A 16,480-nucleotide genomic window follows, 5' to 3' on the forward strand; every position below is an offset into this window, starting at 1 on the left:
TAAACTGATATAAGTGCAGGAATGCGTTAAAATGAAAAAAAGAGGGTGAAGTATTATGAAAAAAGTTATGCTTGGTGGCATTCATTTCTATCAAAAAGTGATTTCTCCGATGAAGCCGGCGACATGTCGCTTTTATCCGACGTGCTCGCATTACGGAAAAGAAGCGATTGAACAGCATGGTGCCATGAAAGGTGGATACTTGACGACACGTCGCCTGTTACGTTGCCAACCGTTCCACCCGGGTGGACTCGACTTTGTTCCGGAAACGTTTAGTTGGAAAGCACCGCTGCAGCGAGAGAATCCAAAAGAACGAGAGAATGATGAAGAAACGGTTGATTGAGAGCGGTCTCTGATTTTACATGCGAACGGTTGAGATGGATGATTCATACAAGTAAAAAGACCTAATTTCCTTTTAGGAATTAGGCCAACGTGTAAACAATGTGCTATCGGGAAATCAAGCGTCTTTTTCGTTGCTTTCCCCGTAGGAGTCAACGAAACGTGACGCTTTTTAGGGAATAGCGTGACGGAAATCCAGTCATGCAGACGGTTTAGAGCGCAATCCGTCTCGAATCGCTTATAAAGCGAAAAGCAATCGGTCGCGACCCTGCAGCTTTGCTGTAGTGGCGCGGAAGATTGCCGCTTTAAAGACGAGGCGAGACAGGAAAGCGCGAACGGATTGCCTCTCGTTATAACATGTTCACGCTTCATAAGAGTTTGTCTACACGTTGACCTAATTCCATTTTAGGAATTAGGGCTTTTTTGATGAAATAAGGTATTTGGAATTTACAACTTTCCGGTTAAGAATTGTGCCTCGCCCATTCCGAAACTCCAGTCAGCGGCATCGTTTTCAACAATTGACACCATCAAGTCACTTGGTGCGAGACCGCAGTTTGCTTCAAGTCGTTCCGCGAGTAAGCGATAGAGTTTTTGTTTTTTCTCCTGTGTCCGCGATTTACTCGTGACACTAATCAAAACAAGGTTTCGTGTCCGTTCGAAACCGAGTCCTGTATCTTGAATAATCATCTCGTGTTCTTTATGCGTGTGAACGATTTGGTAACGATCGCGTTCCGGTACATCAAAAGCTTCGACCATCGCATCATGCGCTGTATCGAGGAGCACCTTTAACTCTTCTTCATTTCGTCCTTCAATCACATCAAAACGTAATAGTGGCATTAGTAACACTCCTTTTAAATAGTATGTAAAAAAAATGCGGGCAATGCCCGCATTTTTTTTATTTTATTCGAAGAATGGTTTGTATTGGCGACGTTCGTGCATGACAGATACCCATTGAACCGTTGAGAACTCTTCGAGTACCCATTCACCGTTGAAACGACCAAGACCTGAGTCTTTTTCGCCACCGAACGGCATATGTGGTTCATCGTTGACCGACTGATCATTGATGTGAATCATTCCTGTTTCAACTTGAAGCGCAAATTCAGTCGCGCGTTCGATTGAAGAACCATGAACGGCACCGCTTAAACCATATGGAAGTGAGTTTGCGAGTTCAAGCGCATGTTCGTCATCTTTAAACGGGATGATGACTGCGACAGGTCCGAAGATTTCGTTTTTAGCGAGTGGCATATCGTTCGTTACACCAGTCACGACCGTTGGTGCGATGACATTCCCGTTTGCTTCACCACCGACACGAACTGTAGCACCTGCAGCTTTTGTTTTTTCGATATCTTCCATAATACGATCGACTTGTGATTGATTAATCAATGGACCGACTTGTGTACGGTCTTTTGATGGATCGCCGAACTGTAGTTCTTTAACACGAGCAATGTATTTTTCAACGAATTCATCGTGAATCGAATCTGCGACAAGAATTCGGTTCGTTGACATACAAATCTGACCTTGGTGGTAGAATTTGCTGTAGACAGCAGATTCGACGGCACGATCGAGATCAGCATCGTCAAGAACGACGAAGACATTGTTACCACCGAGTTCCAATGCAGTTTTCTTCAGGTGTTTCCCAGCAAGTTCACCGATATGGCGACCAACTTCAGTAGAACCTGTGAATGAGATTAAACGTGGAACTGGGTGTTCAACGATTGAATCGCCGATTTCAGAACCGCGACCGACGATGACGTTCAAGACACCTTTTGGAAGACCGGCTTTTTCAAACAGGCTTGCGAAGATTAACCCACCTGAGACGGGTGTATCAGTCGCTGGTTTGACGACGACTGCATTCCCGATTGCGATTGCCGTTGCGATCGAGCGGACCGCTAAGTGGAACGGGAAGTTCCAAGGGCTGATGACGCCGATAACGCCGAGTGCTTTGCGGTAGATGCGATTTTCTTTGCCTGGTACGACAGATGGGCGAATTTCACCATGCATCCGAAGTGGGAACGTTGCTGCTTCTTTAACGATTAAAACGGAAGCAAGGAATTCACCTTCAGCTTTAATTCGTGTACTACCTGATTCTTTAATTAACCAATCGATGATGGTTTCTTTTTCTTCGTACATGACTTTCAAGAACTGTTCAATCAATCCTTGGCGTTTAAGAGCCGGTGTTTTTGCCCACTCTTTTTGAGCGATTTTCGCTGCTTGATAAGCTTCGTCCAAATCGTCATTGTTTGCAGCTGAAATTTCAAATAGTGTTTCCCCTGTGAAAGGATTCGTATTTTCCATGTTGCTGTCACTTGCGCCTTTGCGCCACTGACCATCGATGAAGATTTTTGTGAAATCAGTTTTCAGAACGTTCTCGTTTGTCTGTTTCATGACTTTTCATCTCCAATTCTTTTTGATAACAATTAAGTTATTCACGTTATGAAAAGAAGTAAAACACAATCTGACACTTTCACAAAATAAAGTGACTCAGCTTTTATTGAAAAAGAAGAATGATAAAGGTTTCACTAAATGAAGAAACAGGAATTAAAAAATATAGCAATATATCAAGAATGGAGTTGGGTTGATGAAGCGATTGAAGCTGATTTATCAAGAGACAAACTGGTGGTGGCCCTTGTTATATGGGGTAGGTGGTGCCTTGTTGACGGCATGTGTCCTCGCGACTGATTTATATTTAAAAAACTACTTTCCGGACGATTGGAAAACAACGCTCGATTTAGGAAGAACGATTCATAGTTCTGTCTTCGCTGGTTTGTTGACGATGATGACGTTTACCTTCTCGACGATCTTAGTCGTCTTGACGACCTATTCATCACAGTTCTCACCACGAACATTACCGAACTTCATCGAAAATCGACAAGTTCAACATATTTTCGGAATCTTTATCGGGGCAGTTACGTATTCGATTACGATGTTGTTTTTCGTTCGTCCTTCTTTACGAGGAAGTGTCGTTGCTTCTGCCGTTGCTGTTCTCGTCGTCTTAATTTCAATCATTGCTTTCGTTGCTTTCATCCATATCGTTAGCCAATCGATTCGTGTGACGACATTACTGGATCGTTTGCACCGGGAAGGCAGTCAATTAATCGAGGAACAAATTGATAATTTGAAAGCGGAAAAACATCATTTTATTTCTGATGGTTATGATTCGCTACAATATCCAATCGTCGCATCAGAGTCTGGTTACTTGCAATTGCTTGATTACGGTGCATTGGCGAAAGAAGGAATGAATATTCAAGTCGATGTCACGATTGGGAGTTACGTGACAAAAGGACAAGCGATTGGTACTGCAAACGAAGAAGGTGTGGAATCCGGAATCATCATTGGACCAACACGTTCTTCCGTGCAAGATTTTACGTTTGTCATCCAAAAGTTATCTGAAGTCGGTTTACGCGCAATTTCTCCGGGGATTAACGACCCGAATACGGCGCGACACGCGCTTCGACAAATCGGTGACCTGCTACGCAATTTTGCGATGCTTCCGGATGGCAGTCTGTTAATCGGCGACGAAGGCTCTGTCATCGTTAAACGCGTTACTTTCTCGGAATTACTATACGAGACGTTTTATCAACTGCGACACTACGGACAAGAAGATATTTCTGTGCTTGCAACGATGCTAGAGTCACTCGAGAGCGCGAAACGAAATGCTTTGTCCGAACATCGGGCAACAATTCAGACGTTTATCCCGTTTGTTTGTTCAGAATTGGATTGGTCTTCTCTGAATGACTGGGATCGTGTGCATCTAGAAAAGGTCTTAGAAAAAGCGCTTGCTTGAAACTTAATTCGTGTCTTGTACGTAAATTAGGAGGAGAGAACAAAGAAAGTGGGAGATATGTATGACGATTTTACTTTGGATTCTGATTGCGGTCTGTTTCATAGCTAGTTTTGTAGGACTTGTTTATCCAATCATTCCAAGTGCACCGTTACTCATCATCGGTTTTTTGATATATGGATTTGGTTTCGGGTTTACCGAGTTAACGATTAGTTTTTGGCTCATTCAGTCGGTATTTATCATTTTATTATTCACGCTTGACTATTTAGTAAGTTCTTACACAGTCGATCGGCGTGGTGGGTCACGTGCGGCTAAAATTGCAACGACAGTCGGATTGATTGCAGGACCGTTCATTATTCCTGGTGTGGGTCTGTTGATTTTCCCGTTTGTTTTCGCAATCTTAACAGAAAAAATCATCAGTAAAAAGACGTGGAATGAATCAATGGCGATTGGTATCGGAACGGTTTTAGGCATTTTATCAAGTGCATTATTAAAAGGGATTGCCATGCTCTTAATGATTGTCGTCTTTATGTTGTACATTGTTTGACCTAAAAGCAAAGGTTGCTTCAAGTACACATTTAGTGTAAGTTCCGTTATAGTATGAATATGAAAAAGAGGAGAAGCTTATTTTTATAAAAGCTTCTTTTTTACGCAAAAGCTCAAGCTGAGCTTAATTAAATGGAGGTGAATCCCCTTCTCTTGGGGAAACGATTGGACAGTACACATGCAATGGAGACATTCGACACAACAACGATTATTATCAGGCTTCTCATTATTGGATTATTAATTGTTTTGACAGCATTTTTTGTAGCGGCAGAGTTCTCGGTCGTGAAAATGCGGATGTCTCGAATCGATCAATTGATTACAGAGGGAAATAAAACAGCGGTCATCGCCAAAAAATTATTGGAAAACCTCGATTATTATTTATCAGCGTGTCAATTAGGGATTACGGTGACAGCACTTGGTCTAGGGTGGCTAGGAGAGTCGACAGTAGGTGCAATCCTGGAAATGCTCTTCGTAGAGATTGCGTTACCCGATTCAATTTCTACGATTGTTTCGTTTGTCTTAGCCTTTTCAATCGTCACATTCCTTCATGTTGTGTTAGGTGAATTAGCACCAAAATCGTTAGCAATCCAAAAAACAGAAGCGATTACGATGTTGCTTGCACCACCCCTTTACTGGTTTGGTCAAGTGATGAAGCCATTCATCTGGATTTTAAATGGATCAGCGCGAGTCTTTTTGCGCTTGTTCGGTGTAGAGCCGGCAGGGCATGAAGAAGCACACTCGGAAGAAGAGATTAAAATCATCATGACACAAAGTTATAAGAGTGGTGAAATCAACCAGACTGAACTGTCTTACATGCAGAACATTTTTTCTTTTGACGAACGGATCGCAAAAGACATCATGTTGCCGCGAACAGATTTGATTACCATCTCCAATGATGCGTCGATGGATGAAATCATCGCACTTGTCGAAGAATATCAGTTCACACGCTATCCGGTTGCAGAGGAAGGGGACAAGGATAAAATCCTCGGTTTCATCAATGCGAAGCAACTGTTCACCGATCATATGGCGAATAAAGGGAAGGCGTTAAGTTATTACGTGCATAATTTGCCGATTGTTTCAGAGTATTCTCCTTTACAAGATGCGATGTTGAAAATGCAAGTCGAACGAACACCAATGGCGTTAGTCATCGATGAGTATGGTGGTACTGCCGGCGTCATCACGATGGAAGACATACTAGAAGAAATTGTCGGTGAGATTCGTGATGAATTCGATAAAGATGAGAAGGCCGACATCGAACAAATTCATGAGCGACTGTATCGAATTTCTGGACGTGTCCTAATCGATGACTTGAACGAGCGGTTTAACCTCGGAATCGAGGAAGAAGATATCGATACAATCGGTGGTTGGGTGATGGCGCAAGATACGGAAGTGTCGAGCGGTCAAGAGTTCCGTTATGAAGACTATACGGTCAAAGTGATGGAAGTCGATAATCACCAAGTAAAATCGATTTATCTACAACTCCCTGAAAAAGAATCCACTACACCAACTGAAGAAGAAATCATGTGAAACAAGGCGCCCACAGGGTGACCTTGTTTTTTTCTTGATAAAAGGCGTAGAGAATTTGTTTATACTCGGGCAGTCAGTGGTATTACTGTTTATGTGGCAAAAAAGTTACTCAAACCAGAGGAAAAGGGGTTCTATTTCATGACTAAAACAATTCTTACTTCACGCGCGGCGGCAGTAGGGGGCCGTGATGGAAAAGTCTCTTCTGACGATAACGTCATTAATTTAGATTTAGTAATGCCTGGTACAAAAGGTAAAGAAGATATTCCGACATCAAACCCAGAGCAACTATTCGCGGCAGGATACGCGGCATGTTTCGATGGTGCATATAATTTAATGGCACGCCAAGCAAAAAAACGTGTCGAAACACGGACGAACTCGGAAGTGAGTCTTTTACAAGACGAAGCAGATAACGGCGTTAAAATCGCAGCTAAACTTGTTGTAGAAGTTGTCGGCGTCTCGCAAGAAGAAGCAGAAGAATTACTTGAAAAAGCGCATGGTTTCTGCCCGTACTCTAAAGCGACACGCGGAAATATTGATGTTGATTTATCGGTAAAAGTGGTAGAAGCATTAAGCGAATAAAAACTATTCTTTTTTACGGGAGGAATCAGTATGCCAAAAGAAACTGACCGTCCAAACGAAAAGTTAGAAGATGAGCGAGAGCGTTTAACTGAACAAGAACGCAAACTGTCATCCGAGCAACAAGAGGAAATTCTTGAAGGAAAGAACGCTATGCCGGATGATCCGATTTCACCTCGCGATCGTGGACAAGATAAGTAATATAGACATTGGGGGATGATTTTAATGGGTAAAAAAGTAGCAGTCGTACTCGCGGACCATTTCGAAGATGTCGAGTTCACAGGACCAGTCGACGCATTAAAAGGGGCAGGTCATGAAGTGACAGTCATCGGTTCAGAAAAAGGTGCAGAACTCGTTGGTAAACAAGAAGATGCAAAAGTCTCTGTTGATGTCACGATTGATCAAACATCACCGGCAGACTATGATGCGCTGTTGATTCCGGGTGGATTTTCACCAGATTTATTACGTGAAGACGAACGTTTTGTCTCTTTCGTAGAAGAGTTCGATATGTCGAAGAAACCAGTCTTCGCGATTTGTCATGGTCCACAATTAATGATTAACGCTAAAATTGTTAAGGGGCGCAAGATGACAGGGTATAAATCAATCCGAATCGATTTGGAAAATGCTGGGGTTGATTTCGAAGACACTGAAGTCGTCGTCGATGATAACTTCGTCTCGAGTCGTCAACCAGATGATATTCCGGCGTTCAACCGTGAAATGTTAGCGAAGCTCGCATAAGTTCATGCAAAACAAATCCCCTTCACAGGTCGTGTAGGGGATTTGTTTTTGCGTTAAGCGTTTGGGTAATCGCAAAGCTCAGTGATGACCCCATGTGAATGCCTCGGATTCATGTAAATCAAACGACGGCCAAAAGGCGTTGACCGGTACGTATCTTCGAGGAACGTAAGTCCCTGTTCTTTTGCATCGAGAATCGCTTGATCTAAATCGTCAACGCGGTAAGCGATGTGATGTACCCCTTTACCACGTTGTTTTAAGAAACGAGCGATTGGGCTGTCAGCGCTTGTTGGTGTCAGTAGTTCAATGTGTGCATCTTCAAATTCAATGACAGCGATATTCGATGCCACGCCTGGAGCGGGGTTTGAATATTCACGGACTAATTTCCCTCCTAAAATTGTTGTATAAAAAGTAATGGCTTCTTGCATATCACGGACGGCAATTCCAGTATGATCAAGTTTCACTATAATTCCTCCCTTACACCACTAGTGTGCCAAAACTTCCCTCAAGGTGCAACGCGCAGGTATTTTCACTAAAGGAGCTTCATCGTATTACATAATTAACCAATAAACTTATACAAAATGAAATCTCACTGAAATATAATAGAGGCAAAATGAATGCTATAATCAAAAACGTTCTTATAAAATTTAAACATTAAAATGAAATTTAAATAAAGCATACTTTTGACTACAATAAAATTATAGAGAAAAAGAGGGAATACTACATGAAAAAAACGTTTACGTCGCTCATCGTTTCCGCACTTGTCCTTTCATCAACTCCTTATTTTGCATCAGCAGATGATTTAAGTGAACAAAAAGCTAAAAACGAACAAAAGCAACAAGAAAACCAAAATACACAAAAAAATCTTGAGTCTTCTGTGAATCACGAAGGTGAGAAAATTTCGAAGACACAACAAGAAGTGAATCGTTTAGACGAAGCATTGAATGAAAAAATGTTTGCCGTCGAAGCAAAAGATCGTCAAATCAAGGCGACAGAAGCTGAAATCGTCGAACTTGGTAAGCAAATCGAAAAATATAAAGCCAAGCTGAAACGTCAAGAAGAATTGCTCGGCGATCGTTTACGTGTCATGCAAGAAAATGATGGTAATTCGATTAAATGGGAAGAAGTCATCTTTGGTTCGAAAGATGTCGGAGATCTCGTCAGCCGTGTGCTAGCGGGGAAATCCATCTCACAACAAGATGATAAGATGATTACGGATTACCAGAACACGCAAAAGAAATTAGCGAATGCCCAAGCAGAACTTAAAGATAAAAAAGCAAAGCTTGTGACAGAGAAAAAAGAATTAAAGCGTCAACAGGCAGAGCTCGAACAACAAATCAGTGAACGAAACAAACGCATTAAAGAACTTAAGAAGCAAAAAAAGAAATTTGAGACACAGTTGATGGACGCGAAAGAAGTTCAACAAATCTTGATTGCGCAAGAAAAAGCAATCGCGGCAGAAAAAGCGGCACGTGAACGTGAAGCACGGATTGAAAAAGAGCGCAAAGCACAAGAAGCACGAGAAGCAAAAGCCCGTGCTGAAGCTCAAGCAGCACAAGCAGCAGCCGATCAGGCAGCGGCAGAAAAGGCAGCAGTTGAGCAAGCTGCAGCAGAAAAAGCGGCAGCCGAGCAAGCTGCAAAACAAGCAGCGCGTCAAAAAGCAACAACGAATTCAACAAAACAATCAACGCCGACACCAGCGCCTGTAACACCAAAACCAGCACCAGTAGCACCGAATCCAGCTCCGGCTCCAGCTGCATCTTCAGCATTGTTCATTCATCCGACAAGTGGTGCGACTACACAAGGATACGGCTCAGCAAGTGGTGAAAATGGGTATGGATTCCATAATGGAATCGACTTTGGTGCACCGGTTGGAACACCAATTGTCGCAGCAGCAACAGGAACTGTCATTACGGCTTCTAGTAGTGGTCCTTACGGAAATCACATCATGATTGCTCACCAATTGAACGGAAAAACGTATACGACGGTTTACGCGCACATGAGTTCATTGAATGCGCGTGCAGGACAACGTGTCAGCCAGGGACAACAAATCGGTGCACTTGGTAGCACGGGTAACTCGACTGGACCACACCTACACTTCGAAATTCATGTCGGTGGGTATATCTACAGCGGAACAGGCCCTGCAAATAGTGTTAATCCTATGTCAATGTTATAAAATCGTAAAAGAACCTCTACATTGTAGAGGTTCTTTTTTATACAGTTTGAATAATTAGTTGTTATATTACAAAATAACGTTTTCATTTGAAATGTAAATGAAATTTTTCTGAAACTATTACGGTGCTATAATCAATTTCAGATAGTTTCACTACGGAACAGGACTTCAAAAATCGAATTCATACATAAGCGAGGAACTCACATATGCTAAAAAAGTTATTTTCTACCGTACTATTAGGGACGTTATTATTGACGAACACCCCAATCACTCAAGCGGCTACAATCAAAGAAAAGAAAGCAGATAATGCAGCTGAACAACGTAAACTAGAAAAATCAATCAAAAAACAAGAATCTAAAATTTCAAAAGAGCAACGTCAAATCAATGCGATTGATGCAGCAATCAATGAAAATATTTTTCGTGTCTCAGAAAAAAATAAACAGATTCGTCAGTTGAATGAACGAATTGAAGAGCTTGAGGCAGACATTATCCATTATGAAGAAATGTTAAAACGCCAGGAAGAGCTGTTAGGAGACCGCCTTCGTGTGCTTCAAGAAAATGATGGGAATTCGATTAAATGGGAAGAAGTCATTTTTGGTTCGAAAGATCTTGGCGATCTCTTTAGTCGTGTGATGGCAGGGAAAAAAATTGCTGAACAAGATGACAAGATGATTTCTGCTTACCTTGAAACGCAAAAAAAATTAGCTGATGCTAAAGCGACGCTTGTGGATAAAAAGGAAGAGCGAGTGAAAGAAAAAGAAGCCCTTTTGGTTCAAAAAAAGGAACTCAAACAGCAAATGAAAGCACGTAGTGCAACCTTAAAAAAATTACGTCAAGGTAAAACAAAATTTACGACAAAACTTCTGAATGCGAAAGAACTTCAAGCGACATTAGAAGCGCAAGAACGTGCGATTGCGGCAGCAAAGGCAGCAGCTAAAGCAGCAGCGGAAAAGGCAGCAGCTGAAAAAGCGGCAGCGGAAAAGGCGGCGGAGGCGGCGGAAAAAAACAACGCCGGGACGTCTAAGAAGGTCGTAAGTGCTACGCCAGTCGCTAGTGTTCCGAGTGGTTCGGCGCAGTTCGTTCGCCCTGCGTCAGGAAGTGTTTCACAAGGATTCGGACCAGCGAGTGGTGCGAATGGGTATACTTTCCATAATGGTGTCGACTTTAGAGGGTCAGTCGGATCATCAATCGTCGCAGCAGCTTCAGGAACGGTCATCACAGCAGGAAGCGGTGGACCGTACGGAAATCACGTGATGATTTCACATTTCTTGAATGGGAAAGTGTATACAACAGTTTACGCGCATATGAATTCATTATCAGTTCATGCTGGACAAACGGTCTCGCAAGGGCAACAAATCGGTACGCTCGGAAATACGGGAAACTCGACGGGCGCACATCTTCATTTTGAATTGCATATTGGTGGTTACCAATACAGTGCGACAGGACCAGCTAACACAGTTAATCCATTAGCATACTTATAAAAACGAGCTTCGGCTCGTTTTTTTTATGGCGCTATGCTACAGTGAAAGAGAAATTTAAATCATGAGCAACTAGGGGAGCTGGAGGAATCTGGCTGAGAGGAAAACCATTCTGTTTTCGACCCTATCACCTGATCTGGATAATACCAGCGTAGGAAAGTTGAGATTGAAGACATGAATAAGTGACCACACTCGTTGGTTTTTCATGGCGTCGTCTGCTTTTTTACAGCGGACGGCGCTTTTTTTCGTTCCGCTTTCTCCTTGTGCTCTCATAGAAAGTGAGGTCTATCGATGAAACATGTACTGACGATTGCTGGATCAGACTCTAGTGGTGGAGCTGGAATTCAAGCCGACTTAAAAACTTTTTCTGCTCTTGGGGTTTACGGTATGAGTGTAATTACTGCTATCACAGCGCAAAATACGTTAGGCGTACAAGCAGTTGAAGATGTATCACCAACGCTTGTCGAAGCCCAGTTGAACTCGATTTTTAGCGATATTCGTGTAGATGCCGTTAAAATTGGGATGGTCTCGAATGAAAAAACGATTCAAGTCATTGCCAAATGTTTGAAACATTATCAGGGACCAGTCGTCTTAGACCCCGTGATGGTCGCAAAAGGGGGGCATGCGCTGTTAAGGAAATATGCTGAACAAGCATTAATGGAGCATTTAATGCCGCTTGCAACCTTGACGACCCCGAATATTCCGGAAATGGAACGCATGTTAGGGCAAGCGATTTCGACAATTGATGAAATGAAGCTGGCGACGACGGAATTCGCACAAAAACGAGATATCGCTATCCTGTTAAAAGGCGGTCATCTTGAAAGTACGGATGCCTCGGATATTTTATACACGGAAGGGATGCATCATCTGTTTCAGGAGGCACGATTAAAACGCCAGCATACACATGGTACTGGATGTACATTGTCTTCCGCGATTGCGGCACGTCTTGCGCTGGGAGATTCCCTGAAGGATAGCGTGATTTATGCTAAACGGTACGTAACTGAAGCAATCCGGCATGGATTTGCCTTAGGGAACGGAATCGGACCGACACATCACTTTTATGACATTTGGAGGGAAACGGATGCTTACAACCATTCATGATAAAAAACCATTAATTCATCATTTAACGAATGCGGTCACGATTAATGAGTGTGCCAATATGACCCTTGCGCTCGGGGGTTCACCTGTCATGGCGGAAGATATCCTAGAAGTCGAGGAAATGGTTGGACATGCAGATGCTGTCGTTATCAATATCGGGACATTGAACGCAGCTTCACGAGCGTCGCAATTGTTGGCAGGTCAAACGGCTAACCGATTGAAGAAACCGATTATTTTAGATCCAGTCGGAATGGGGGCGACGACACTTCGGACACAATTCACGAAAGAGTTACTCGAAGCAATTCATTTTACGGTCATTAAGGGGAACGTCTCTGAAATCAAGACGCTCATCGGTCAAGTCGGACGTTCAAAAGGAGTCGATGTCGCTTCCGGAGAGACATTAGATTTTCAAGTCGTCCATGAGTTTGCTGGACGGCTCGGGACGACTCTCGTCGTAACGGGACCGGTTGATTTCATTACAGACGGCAAGCGACAAGTAAAACTAACCGTAGGAACGCCACGACTCGGACACATTACAGGGACAGGTTGCATGACGGCATCGCTCATCGGAACCCTACTTGGAGCAGGGTATGATGCATTCGAAGCAGCGACCTATGGGACGTATTTAATGGGAAAAGCGGGTGAAGTCGCAGATGAAGCAGCGGGACTTGGTGATTTCCGGATGGGGTTGTTCAACGCAATCAGCTTAACTACAGAAGAAAGTTTGAAAGGGGTATTGACCAGTGGAGAATGATTACACGGTTTATGCGGTAACAGATCGGCGCTTTCACCCGGACGTTGCCTTGATTGATGCGGTCGAAGCAGCAATAAAAGGTGGCGCGACGATGGTCCAGCTTCGTGAAAAACAGGCGCAAGGGAAAGAATTTCTCGAACAAGCGAGTGACTTGAAGAAAATGATGTCTCGTTACGGCGTCCCACTCATCATCAATGACCGGATTGATATCGCACAAATCGTCGGTGCAGGTCTGCATATCGGGCAAGAGGACATCCCTTTGAAGGAAGCACGTAAGCTGTTACCGGAAGCCACGATTGGGGTTTCTGTTTCAACCGTTGAACAGGCAATCGAAGCAGAGCAAGACGGGGCAACTTATCTTGGCGTAGGGTCGCTCTATTCAACGGCGACAAAAGACGATGCGAGTCAGATGACAAACGAAACACTCCAAGCGATTCGCCGGGCTGTTTCCCTTCCTCTCGTCGGGATTGGTGGAATCACACATCATGTGGTGCCCGACTTATTCGAGATGCTTGAAGGATATGCTGTCGTCTCTGCCTTATTCGCAGCACCAGATATTGAACGTGCGGCACGAGAGTTCAAAGAGGCGGTTCAGACTGCGCGTCAAATAGTATCAGACCGGGTATAATCACTGAAGAGGTGATGTACGTGAAATGGCAAGTCATTCGCTTTCGGGGAGGCTGGATTCGGTATCGAATCGAACCACAAATCATTCGAATCGACAACCGTGGAAAGTATCATTTAGGTTGGAAATTGTTTCCCTATCCGAATCGTTATGCATTTGAATTGGCGGTTTTGTTAAAAAACAAACACCAACAACGATATAAACGGCCGCTGTTGATTAAAACGGCATCCATCGCTACGGAAATCTGGGGCCATACACACCTCGATTTATTTTATCGAGTGATGTTACAAGTACCGTTACCACGCTTCCTATCGAATCGATATAAGGAGCGATTGCGAAATACAAGTATCATCGATATCGGTGTACGGGCTGTCGATACTAATCGAATCGTTTGGGATATCGGGAATCGATTAGGGGGATGGGCAGTTTTTCGTACAATCCAAAAAAAACATCGGAAATGAATCTTCACCTCGCGAATCATCGTAGTCATCTTACTTGCATTTGTTGTTTTAGGATGGTGCAATAGTTTGGAGGAGAGGTGAAGACAGTGGAGGCACCACGCTGTGAGACGATTGCGATCGATAAAAAACGTGCGACTGAAATTGGTCATGCCGTTGAGAAAATCCCGACGCTTGAGATTGGGAAATTGTTTAAAGTGTTATCGGACGCAACGCGTCTACGAATCGCTTATGCATTGACGGTCGAGCGAGAACTTTGTGTTTGTGACGTATCGGCATCAGTTGATTGTTCGATTGCGACGGCTTCGCATCACTTAAGAACGTTATTGAAACAAGGTCTCGTCAAATATCGTAAAGAAGGAAAAGTTGTCTATTATTCACTTGATGACCATCATGTCTCGTCGTTAGTTCATTTGGCAATGGAGCATGTGAATGAAGGAAAGGCTTCTTCTTGAGAAAAATATAAAAAACGCACCGCAGTCCGATAAAGAGCTGCGGTGCGTTTTTTAGCTTTTTCACGAAGCTAATCGTATGAAACAACAGATTATTTGATTCGATGGAAGAACGTGATGGTCACACTGATGAGTAGAAAGGCTAAAATGGATAGACTAAAGCACATCCGTTTATAGGATGCTGTCACGAGCGCCGTATTTTCGAGTTCTTGATCTAATTCGGTATACAATTGATCTTTAACTTGAGCAAGATCTTCAAGAATGGTCTGCGTGGTCTGCGTCGATTGTTTCGCTAAAGCGGTGGCTGCCTGTGAACCGTTTGTTTCATAAAGGCTGAAAACGGTTTCGATTTCTTTTTCCCATGCATTGTTACGGACCAATAAATCTTTAATCGGTACAGGTGTTTCGTTCGAAGCATTGAGCACACGGCGTAAATCATGAATTTTGGTCGTGCAGAAGTAGTATTGTTCAATGTAGCGGTCGTCTTCATAGAGCAATAGGCCGCGAACGGCATTTGCCCGATCCCGATTGTATTCGACGAGTTGGTCGACCTGTTTAATCATCGGGATGTTATGGGCGTGCATCTCTTCTGTCATTTTTGAAATGGTACGATAACCTGTCAAGGCATAGATGAGAGGAATCGAAGCGAACAAACTGACTAAAAGAATGAGAGAGATGCGGTAGCGCCAAAGTTTATTCATGCAATCATTCCTTCGTAAGCTAACTGGTAATGTCATTAGCTTAACCACTAATTCCCAAAAAGTGAAGAGTTATCTATTTTTTAGGGGAACATCTTTTGGTTACGGGGATCCAATCGTTTTATATTTTGAGATGAAACCTGAAGCGATACCAAACGTAGACGTATATGATGGGTCAGCCTTCGTTTACAAAAAACAACCCACCTCATGACAGGGGGGTGTCGTTTCATCGTGTGCGGTTCATTTAAAAAGAGTAGGAATGTTCTTTGTAATTTCCGAAGACGGTATGAATCTCAGAGAAGGTGACGAAGGCATTAGGTTCGACAGAAGAAACAATTTCCTGAAGACGAACGATTTCATTATTCTGTACGACGACATAAACCATCTTCTTTGTCCGGTTGGAATAGCCACCGCGCGCATCGAGAATCGTGACACCACGACCAAGTTCTTTTGTGATGACGTCGTTGATTTCATCTGCTTTTTCACAAATGATAATACATTGTTTAGAAGCAGAGTAAAAACTATAGACCGTTTGCAACGCCTTGGCGCGAACGAAGCTCATAATTAATGCATACATAACATGTTTTAAGTCGAAGACTAGCCAAACTAAGATATAGATCACTAAATCCTGCATTAAAAAAATACGCGGGAGCGGCCAGTTATGAAAGCGGGCATAAAAGAACTTTCCGAGGATGTCGAGTCCACCTGTCGAAGCGCCGCCAAAGAAGATTAATGCCATTGCGAGTCCGGAAACTAACCCTGCAAAAATGGAGGCGACGAGAGGATCGTTTAATGACTCAGGAACCACTTGTGTTGGAATCCAATCAATTAAAAATGAAGAAATAAGGACGATAATTCCTGAAAGTAGCATGAATCGTTTTCTTAAGAAGCGAAAACCAAGTAAGAAAAGCGGGATATTCAAGACAAGTTGGGTCAGTCCGATAGGCGTATTGAACAACTCTTGGAAAATAAGTGTGATTCCCATGATGCCGCCAGATCCAATGTCATTTGGAGATAATAAAAGGCTGATATAAAGGGAGTAAAGAAGTGTACCGATTAAAAGGAAACTGATTTTTTCTGTTCGTTTTTTCTTGCTCGTTTGTTTAGTCTTCATTGTGATTGATGAGAAATCCTCATGCTCCTCCTTTGTAAAGTATCTGCCTGCAAGAGTACGCCTATATAGCATTAAATTCAACCCCTCAACTGAAAAATATCGTAAAAAAAATGTGACGCGGGTCGAAAG

At 43.0% G+C, this 16,480-nt stretch carries 19 protein-coding genes and 1 riboswitch; of the genes, 14 read left to right on the top strand and 5 right to left on the bottom strand.

What is annotated here, in order from left to right; all coding sequences use genetic code 11:
* Positions 1-55: 55 nt before the first annotated feature.
* The gene (gene yidD, locus KNQ05_RS11380) at positions 56-340 is read left to right on the top strand and encodes a membrane protein insertion efficiency factor YidD (protein ID WP_088836338.1); all 285 of its coding nucleotides are present in this window, start codon (positions 56-58) and stop codon (positions 338-340) included.
* 443 nt (positions 341-783) lie between these two features.
* Here the strand turns inward: yidD and KNQ05_RS11385 are convergent, their stop codons facing one another.
* Both KNQ05_RS11385 and KNQ05_RS11390 read right to left on the bottom strand, forming a co-directional pair.
* Positions 784-1,173, bottom strand: a complete 390-nt coding sequence (locus tag KNQ05_RS11385) for a tautomerase family protein (RefSeq protein WP_088836339.1) — start codon at positions 1,171-1,173, stop codon at positions 784-786.
* A 63-nt stretch (positions 1,174-1,236) separates the two neighbouring features.
* Entirely contained in the window at positions 1,237-2,721 is a 1,485-nt protein-coding gene (locus tag KNQ05_RS11390; RefSeq protein ID WP_088836340.1) for an aldehyde dehydrogenase family protein, read from the bottom strand.
* Between the two features lie 193 nt (positions 2,722-2,914).
* Between KNQ05_RS11390 and KNQ05_RS11395 the strand changes: the two genes are divergently transcribed.
* From KNQ05_RS11395 to KNQ05_RS11420, 6 genes are all read left to right on the top strand, one after another.
* Positions 2,915-4,120 carry a DUF2254 domain-containing protein gene (locus KNQ05_RS11395; RefSeq protein WP_214805423.1) on the top strand — a complete coding sequence of 402 codons (1,206 nt, stop codon included), beginning with the start codon at positions 2,915-2,917 and terminating at the stop codon, positions 4,118-4,120.
* A gap of 61 nt (positions 4,121-4,181) precedes the next feature.
* A complete protein-coding gene (locus KNQ05_RS11400) occupies positions 4,182-4,664 on the top strand; it encodes a DUF456 domain-containing protein (protein WP_088836342.1) in 483 nt (160 codons plus the stop codon).
* Positions 4,665-4,846: 182 nt separating this feature from the next.
* Positions 4,847-6,190 (top strand): hemolysin family protein, encoded by a 1,344-nt coding sequence (locus tag KNQ05_RS11405; RefSeq protein WP_088838425.1) that lies wholly within the window; start codon positions 4,847-4,849, stop codon positions 6,188-6,190.
* 138 nt (positions 6,191-6,328) lie between these two features.
* Positions 6,329-6,769 (top strand): Ohr family peroxiredoxin, encoded by a 441-nt coding sequence (locus tag KNQ05_RS11410; protein ID WP_088836343.1) that lies wholly within the window; start codon positions 6,329-6,331, stop codon positions 6,767-6,769.
* Between the two features lie 30 nt (positions 6,770-6,799).
* The gene (locus KNQ05_RS11415) at positions 6,800-6,967 is read left to right on the top strand and encodes a hypothetical protein (protein WP_204251418.1); all 168 of its coding nucleotides are present in this window, start codon (positions 6,800-6,802) and stop codon (positions 6,965-6,967) included.
* A 24-nt stretch (positions 6,968-6,991) separates the two neighbouring features.
* Entirely contained in the window at positions 6,992-7,504 is a 513-nt protein-coding gene (locus KNQ05_RS11420) for a type 1 glutamine amidotransferase domain-containing protein (protein ID WP_088836344.1), read from the top strand.
* Between the two features lie 53 nt (positions 7,505-7,557).
* Here KNQ05_RS11420 and KNQ05_RS11425 read toward each other — a convergent pair whose 3' ends face one another.
* Positions 7,558-7,965 (bottom strand): VOC family protein, encoded by a 408-nt coding sequence (locus KNQ05_RS11425; RefSeq protein ID WP_029332666.1) that lies wholly within the window; start codon positions 7,963-7,965, stop codon positions 7,558-7,560.
* A gap of 260 nt (positions 7,966-8,225) precedes the next feature.
* On the opposite strand from KNQ05_RS11425, the gene KNQ05_RS11430 reads away from it, so the two are divergent.
* From KNQ05_RS11430 to KNQ05_RS11460, 7 genes are all read left to right on the top strand, one after another.
* Positions 8,226-9,677, top strand: coding sequence for a murein hydrolase activator EnvC family protein (locus tag KNQ05_RS11430; RefSeq protein ID WP_088836345.1), 1,452 nt, complete (start codon positions 8,226-8,228; stop codon positions 9,675-9,677).
* A 203-nt stretch (positions 9,678-9,880) separates the two neighbouring features.
* The gene (locus KNQ05_RS11435; RefSeq protein ID WP_088836346.1) at positions 9,881-11,155 is read left to right on the top strand and encodes a murein hydrolase activator EnvC family protein; all 1,275 of its coding nucleotides are present in this window, start codon (positions 9,881-9,883) and stop codon (positions 11,153-11,155) included.
* A gap of 61 nt (positions 11,156-11,216) precedes the next feature.
* Positions 11,217-11,327: riboswitch (TPP riboswitch) on the top strand.
* 116 nt (positions 11,328-11,443) lie between these two features.
* The gene (thiD, locus tag KNQ05_RS11440) at positions 11,444-12,253 is read left to right on the top strand and encodes a bifunctional hydroxymethylpyrimidine kinase/phosphomethylpyrimidine kinase (RefSeq protein WP_214802485.1); all 810 of its coding nucleotides are present in this window, start codon (positions 11,444-11,446) and stop codon (positions 12,251-12,253) included.
* Positions 12,234-13,004, top strand: coding sequence for a hydroxyethylthiazole kinase (thiM, locus tag KNQ05_RS11445; RefSeq protein ID WP_088836348.1), 771 nt, complete (start codon positions 12,234-12,236; stop codon positions 13,002-13,004). Before thiD ends, thiM begins: the two co-directional genes overlap by 20 nt.
* Positions 12,994-13,632, top strand: a complete 639-nt coding sequence (gene thiE, locus KNQ05_RS11450) for a thiamine phosphate synthase (protein WP_214805425.1) — start codon at positions 12,994-12,996, stop codon at positions 13,630-13,632. The genes thiM and thiE overlap by 11 nt, the downstream gene beginning before the upstream one ends.
* Before the next feature lie 20 nt (positions 13,633-13,652).
* Positions 13,653-14,090: a hypothetical protein gene (locus KNQ05_RS11455; protein WP_088836350.1), complete on the top strand. Its 438-nt coding sequence runs from the start codon at positions 13,653-13,655 to the stop codon at positions 14,088-14,090.
* 77 nt (positions 14,091-14,167) lie between these two features.
* Positions 14,168-14,542: an ArsR/SmtB family transcription factor gene (locus KNQ05_RS11460; RefSeq protein ID WP_353048334.1), complete on the top strand. Its 375-nt coding sequence runs from the start codon at positions 14,168-14,170 to the stop codon at positions 14,540-14,542.
* 89 nt (positions 14,543-14,631) lie between these two features.
* Here KNQ05_RS11460 and KNQ05_RS11465 read toward each other — a convergent pair whose 3' ends face one another.
* Both KNQ05_RS11465 and KNQ05_RS11470 read right to left on the bottom strand, forming a co-directional pair.
* Positions 14,632-15,240, bottom strand: coding sequence for a CHASE3 domain-containing protein (locus tag KNQ05_RS11465; RefSeq protein WP_088836352.1), 609 nt, complete (start codon positions 15,238-15,240; stop codon positions 14,632-14,634).
* Positions 15,241-15,481: 241 nt separating this feature from the next.
* Positions 15,482-16,351 carry a YitT family protein gene (locus tag KNQ05_RS11470; RefSeq protein WP_088836353.1) on the bottom strand — a complete coding sequence of 290 codons (870 nt, stop codon included), beginning with the start codon at positions 16,349-16,351 and terminating at the stop codon, positions 15,482-15,484.
* Positions 16,352-16,480: the final 129 nt, after the last annotated feature.

Origin of the sequence: Exiguobacterium sp. s125 (assembly GCF_018618605.1) — a bacterium.
GTDB lineage: Bacteria > Bacillota > Bacilli > Exiguobacteriales > Exiguobacteriaceae > Exiguobacterium_A > Exiguobacterium_A oxidotolerans.